The sequence below is a fragment of the Tolypothrix sp. VBCCA 56010 genome (genome assembly GCF_050875635.1).
Taxonomy (GTDB): Bacteria; Cyanobacteriota; Cyanobacteriia; order Cyanobacteriales; family Nostocaceae; genus Hassallia.
This window is the reverse complement of sequence record NZ_JBPAOH010000547.1, coordinates 1-209: the sequence shown is the minus strand read 5'-3', so window position 1 is coordinate 209 and position 209 is coordinate 1. Positions and strand designations below refer to the sequence as shown.

General features: G+C 39.7%; 1 pseudogene. It reads left to right on the top strand.

The features are described 5' to 3' along the window. Positions 1-103: 103 nt before the first annotated feature. Positions 104-209: pseudogene (locus AABK37_RS42305) on the top strand (IS200/IS605 family transposase); the annotation flags it as partial.

Below are 209 nucleotides of genomic sequence, written 5' to 3'. Positions count from 1 at the left end.
AAGCATAAGTACTTTTAAGATATTTAGTATCACCTAGCACCTAAAACTACGCAATGGCTGGTTAGCGATCGCCTTGAGGAGAAAACTTTTTGGTTTACTGAACATGACTAAATCTTTGGAGCCTAGACATAGCAATCATTCTGTAGGTAACGCAGTCGTGCATCTTGTATGGATACCTAAACGAAGGCGTAAAGTTTTGGTAGGTGAAG